The organism is Pseudonocardia pini, assembly GCF_013870575.1.
In the GTDB taxonomy this organism is placed as follows: domain Bacteria; phylum Actinomycetota; class Actinomycetes; order Mycobacteriales; family Pseudonocardiaceae; genus Pseudonocardia; species Pseudonocardia pini.
Window position 1 is genome coordinate 1 of record NZ_JACBXB010000454.1, and the last position, 4,460, is coordinate 4,460.

General features: G+C 72.2%; 7 protein-coding genes. 5 read left to right on the forward strand and 2 right to left on the reverse strand.

The genetic code is table 11. The features are described 5' to 3' along the window. A partial coding sequence (locus tag H5J29_RS22100) for an aldo/keto reductase (protein ID WP_181782956.1) occupies nt 1-198 on the reverse strand: 198 nt, incomplete at its 3' end. Between the two features lie 93 nt (nt 199-291). On the opposite strand from H5J29_RS22100, the gene H5J29_RS22105 reads away from it, so the two are divergent. The 5 genes from H5J29_RS22105 to H5J29_RS22125 all read left to right on the forward strand — a co-directional run bounded on the left by H5J29_RS22105 (nt 292) and on the right by H5J29_RS22125 (nt 3,796). Next, nucleotides 292-1,113, forward strand: a complete 822-nt coding sequence (locus H5J29_RS22105) for an undecaprenyl-diphosphate phosphatase (RefSeq protein ID WP_181782957.1) — start codon at nt 292-294, stop codon at nt 1,111-1,113. Between the two features lie 11 nt (nt 1,114-1,124). Then, entirely contained in the window at nt 1,125-1,811 is a 687-nt protein-coding gene (locus H5J29_RS22110) for a histidine phosphatase family protein (RefSeq protein WP_181782958.1), read from the forward strand. Nucleotides 1,812-1,860: 49 nt separating this feature from the next. Next, entirely contained in the window at nt 1,861-2,448 is a 588-nt protein-coding gene (locus H5J29_RS22115) for an Rv2134c family protein (RefSeq protein WP_181782959.1), read from the forward strand. Between the two features lie 26 nt (nt 2,449-2,474). After that, nucleotides 2,475-3,278 carry an Rv2133c family protein gene (locus tag H5J29_RS22120; RefSeq protein ID WP_281376073.1) on the forward strand — a complete coding sequence of 268 codons (804 nt, stop codon included), beginning with the start codon at nt 2,475-2,477 and terminating at the stop codon, nt 3,276-3,278. A 146-nt stretch (nt 3,279-3,424) separates the two neighbouring features. Next, nucleotides 3,425-3,796, forward strand: coding sequence for a group I truncated hemoglobin (locus H5J29_RS22125; RefSeq protein WP_181782960.1), 372 nt, complete (start codon nt 3,425-3,427; stop codon nt 3,794-3,796). Between the two features lie 5 nt (nt 3,797-3,801). Here the strand turns inward: H5J29_RS22125 and H5J29_RS22130 are convergent, their stop codons facing one another. After that, nucleotides 3,802-4,236: an RrF2 family transcriptional regulator gene (locus H5J29_RS22130; protein WP_181782961.1), complete on the reverse strand. Its 435-nt coding sequence runs from the start codon at nt 4,234-4,236 to the stop codon at nt 3,802-3,804. Nucleotides 4,237-4,460 lie beyond the last annotated feature (224 nt).

The window sequence follows — 4,460 nt, forward strand, 5'->3', positions numbered from 1 at the left end:
CAGGTGAGCGCCCAGGACCTCCTGGGCCGTGCCGTCCCCGTAGACGTCCGCGGTCTCGACCAGCGTGCCGCCCGCGTCGACGAACGCGAGCAGCTGCTCGCCCGCGCCGTCCGCGTCCGTGTCCTCGCCCCAGGTCATCGTGCCCAGGCCGATCCGGGAGACCTGGAGCCCGGATCCCCCCACCCTCCTGCGCTGCACCGTTCGAGCCTGCCATCTCGGGGCCGGGCGGAGGCGTCCGACCCCACCCCCGCTACGGTGACGCCCCGTGACCACCTCCCCGGAGACGACCACATGAGCTGGCTCGAGGTGATCGTTCTCGGGCTGGTTCAGGGCCTCACCGAGTTCCTCCCGATCTCCTCCTCGGGGCACCTGCGGATCGTGTCGGGGATCTTCTTCGGCAACGACCCGGGCGCGGCGTTCACCGCCGTCACGCAGATCGGCACCGAGGTCGCGGTGATCGTCTACTTCGCCAAGGACATCGGGCACCTGATCGCCACGTGGTTCCGCGGCTTCCGCGACCCCGAGGTCCGGGCGAGCCAGGACTACCGGATGGCCTGGATGGTGATCATCGGCACCATCCCGATCGGCCTCCTTGGCGTCCTGTTCAAGGACCAGATCGAGACGGTCGCGCGCAACCTCTGGCTCATCGCGACCACGCTGATCGTGTTCGGCCTCCTGCTGGGCCTCGCGGAGCGCTTCGGCAAGCAGGAGCGCCCGGTCGAGAAGCTGACCATGAAGGACGGCATCATCCTCGGGTTCGCGCAGGCCATGGCGCTGATCCCGGGCGTCTCGCGGTCCGGCGGCACGATCACCGTGGGGCTGTTCCTCGGCCTGGAGCGGGCCGCGGCCGTGCGGTTCTCCTTCCTGCTGGCCATCCCGGCGGTGTTCGCGTCGGGCCTGTTCACGCTGCCGGACGTGTTCGCGGGGGACGGGCCGAGCCCGTTCCAGATGATCGTGGCGGTGGTCATCGCGGGCGTCGTCGGCTACGCCGTGATCGCCTGGATCCTCAGGTTCGTGGAGAAGAACACGGTGTACGTGTTCGTCGCCTACCGGATCGCGCTCGGCGCGGCACTGTTGGCCGCCCTGGCGATCGGCGCCGTCTCCGCCACGTAGTCTCGATCGTCGTGACCACCCTGATCCTGCTCCGGCACGGCCGCTCGACGTCGAACACGTCCGGCGTGCTCGCGGGCCGCAGCCCGGGGGTGGAGCTGGACGAGAAGGGCCGCGAGCAGGCCGCGAGGATCGTCGAGCGGCTCGCCCCGCTGCCGATCGCCGCGATCGTCACCTCGCCGATGACGCGTTGCGTGCAGACCGTCGCGCCGCTCGCCGAGGCGCGGGGGCTCGACCCGGTCGTCGAGCCGGACATCACCGAGGTCGACTACGGCGAGTGGACCAACCAGGAGCTGAAGGTGCTGGCCAAGGAGGACCTGTGGAAGGTCGTCCAGGCCCACCCGTCCGCCGCCGTGTTCCCCGGCGGCGAGGGGCTCGCCGCGATGCAGGCCCGCTGCGTGGCCGCGATCCGGCAGCAGGACCGGCGGATCGCCGAGGAGTTCGGGCCCGGCGCGGTCTGGGTGGCGTGCAGCCACGGCGACCCGATCAAGTCCATCGTGGCGGACGCGTTGGCGACCCACCTGGACAACTTCCAGCGGATCGTCGTCGACAACTGCTCGCTGTCGGTCATCACCTACACGCCCACGCGCCCGTTCGTGGCCCGGGTGAACGACGTCGGCGGGGACGTCTCCGCGTTCGTCCCGAAGCCGGACGAGAAGCCCTCCTCGGAGGCCGTCGTCGGCGGGTCCACAGGGGCCTGACCACACCGGGGTGCCGCACGCCCCGCGGTGGCCTACTCTGGGTTTCGCCATGTCACGCGTCATCCACGTCTTCCGCCAGCCCGAGCGCTTCGTCGCCGGGACCGTCGGCGAGCCCGGCGACCGGGCCTTCTATCTCCAGGCCATCGAGGAGGCCCGCACGATCAGCGTGCTGCTGGAGAAGCAGCAGGTGTCCGTGCTGGCGGAGCGCATCGAGGCCCTGTTGACCGAGGTCAACCGCCGCTTCGGCGGCGAGGTCGCGGCGGAGGAGGTCGAGCCGTCGTCGGACAACGACCCGCTCGCCGTGCCGCTCGAGGAGGAGTTCCGGGTCGGCACGATGGGCCTGGGGTGGGACGCCGACTCGAAGTCCATCGTGGTCGAGCTGCTCGCGGTGACCGAGGAGGAGGTCGACGAGTCCGTCGTCCTCGACGACACCGAGGAGGGGCCGGACGCGCTGCGCGTGTTCCTGTCCCCGCCGCAGGCCAGGGCGTTCGCGGACCGGGCCGAGAAGGTCGTCTCCGCGGGCCGGGCCCCGTGCCCGCTGTGCGCGGAGCCGCTGGATCCCGAGGGGCACGTCTGCATTCGGCTGAACGGGTTCCACCAGCGTTCGCCGATGGGCGGCGCCGAGGCGGCCGAGTAGCCGGTGCCCCGTCCAGGAACGACCGCTTGACCGGACCCGACCTGCGCGATCCCGCGGTCCTCGACGTGCTCCGGCGCGGGCGCATCGAGGTGACCGGCCGGATGGTCGCCGCCTCCAACGCCACGCTCTTCGGCACCGTCTCCGCCGCGGGCTGCACCCTGCAGTGCGTGTACAAGCCGGTGCGCGGCGAGCGCCCGCTCTGGGACTTCCCCGACGGCACCCTCGCCGGGCGCGAGGTCGCCTCCTACCTCGTCTCGGAGGCGGCGGGTCTGCACGTCGTGCCGCCGACCGTGCTGCGCGACGGCCCGTTCGGGCCCGGCATGGTCCAGGCCTGGGTGCACACCGAGACCACCGAGGAGCTGGTCGACGTGTGTTCGCCGAAGAAGGTCAAGCCCGGCTGGAAGGCCGTGCTCCGCGCCCGGGACGACGAGGGCGCCCCCGCCGTGCTCGTCCACTCCGACGACCCGCGGCTACGGGCCATGGCGGTGTTCGACGTCGTCGCCAACAACGCGGACCGCAAGGGCGGGCACGTCCTGGCCGGGGACGACGGCCGCGTCTACGGCGTCGACCACGGGCTCACCATGCACACCGAGGACAAGCTCCGGACGGTGCTGTGGGGGTGGGTCGGCGAGGAGCTGACCGAGGCCGAGGTCGAGGCCCTGTCCGTGCTGCGGGCGCAGCTGGCGGGCACCCTCGCCGACGACCTCGGCCCGCACATCACGCTCACCGAGATCCGCACGCTGACCGAGCGGGTGGACCTGATGCTCGCCGTGCCGCTCTTCCCGGAGCCCTCCGGCTACGGCCCCGCCATCCCCTGGCCGGCCTTCTGACGGCGGGTCCGGCCTGGTCCGGAAGCCTCACGGGGTCCGTTATCGAGCCGTGAGAAAACCTTCACGACGAACTCATATTCACGTCGTCGCCCGTCACAGCCGCTCCCTACGGTCGTGATCGTTCCCACCACGGACCAGGGAGAGCGATGACCATCTACGACGAGATCGGCGGCGCCGAGGCCGTGTCCGCCGCGGTCGAGCGGTTCTACGAGCGCGTGCTGGCGGACCCGGAGCTCGCGCCGTACTTCGAGGGCGTCGACGTGGCGCGGCTCAAGGGGCACCAGCGCCTGTTCATCGCCGTGGCGATCGGCGGGCCGGAGAGGTACGTGGGCCGGTCGATGGGCGAGGCGCACGCGCGGCTGAACATCGCGCCCGCGCACTTCGACCTGGTCGTGGGGCGCCTCGTGGACACCCTGACCGCGCTCGGCGTCCCGGCGGCGACCATCGACACGATCGGCGGCGCGCTCGCCCCGCTCAAGGCCGAGATCGCCCCCGACGGCGAGGCGCTCGCCTCCTGAGCCGCTCAGCTCGGGCGCGCCCCGAGCAGGGCGGCGCTGAGGTCGTTGTGGATCAGGTCGCCCACCGTGACCGGGTCCAGCGTGCGGTAGAACGCCTCCTGGGCCTGGCGCAGGAGGCCGCGCAGCGTGCAGGCGTGCCGCAGCGGGCAGGGCGGGTCGTCCTCGCACCCGACGACGTCCCCCACGCCCTCGAGCGTGCGTGCCAGCGCGCCGAGCGAGGCCGTGCGGCCCGCCTCGGACAGCGCGAGTCCGCCGCCGCGCCCGCGGCGGGCGTCGACGACCCCGAGCTTCTGCAACCGGGCGACCACCTTCACGGCGTGGCTGTAGGTGATCGCGACACCGTCCGCGACCTGGCGCGTGGTCAGCTCGGTGTGGGGTGGGGCCACCGCGAGCCGCATCAGGATTCTCAGCGCCAGGTCGGTGCTCGTGGACAGCCTCACCCCTCCAGCGTAAGCGTGCGCCGCGCCGGGGGTGGCGAGGCGCCCGGGAACATCACCGGAGGCGGTGGACGAGTCCCCAGGTTTGCGTACGCAGGTCCGCGTATGGCTCCGTGCCGAACCCGAGGAGAGGCTGTGCCGATGGAGCCGCTGCGCCGTGCGCTGCCGCTGGCCCCGGAGGACTGGCTGCGCATGACGACGTCGGTGTCCCTGGGTCTGGCCCTGGC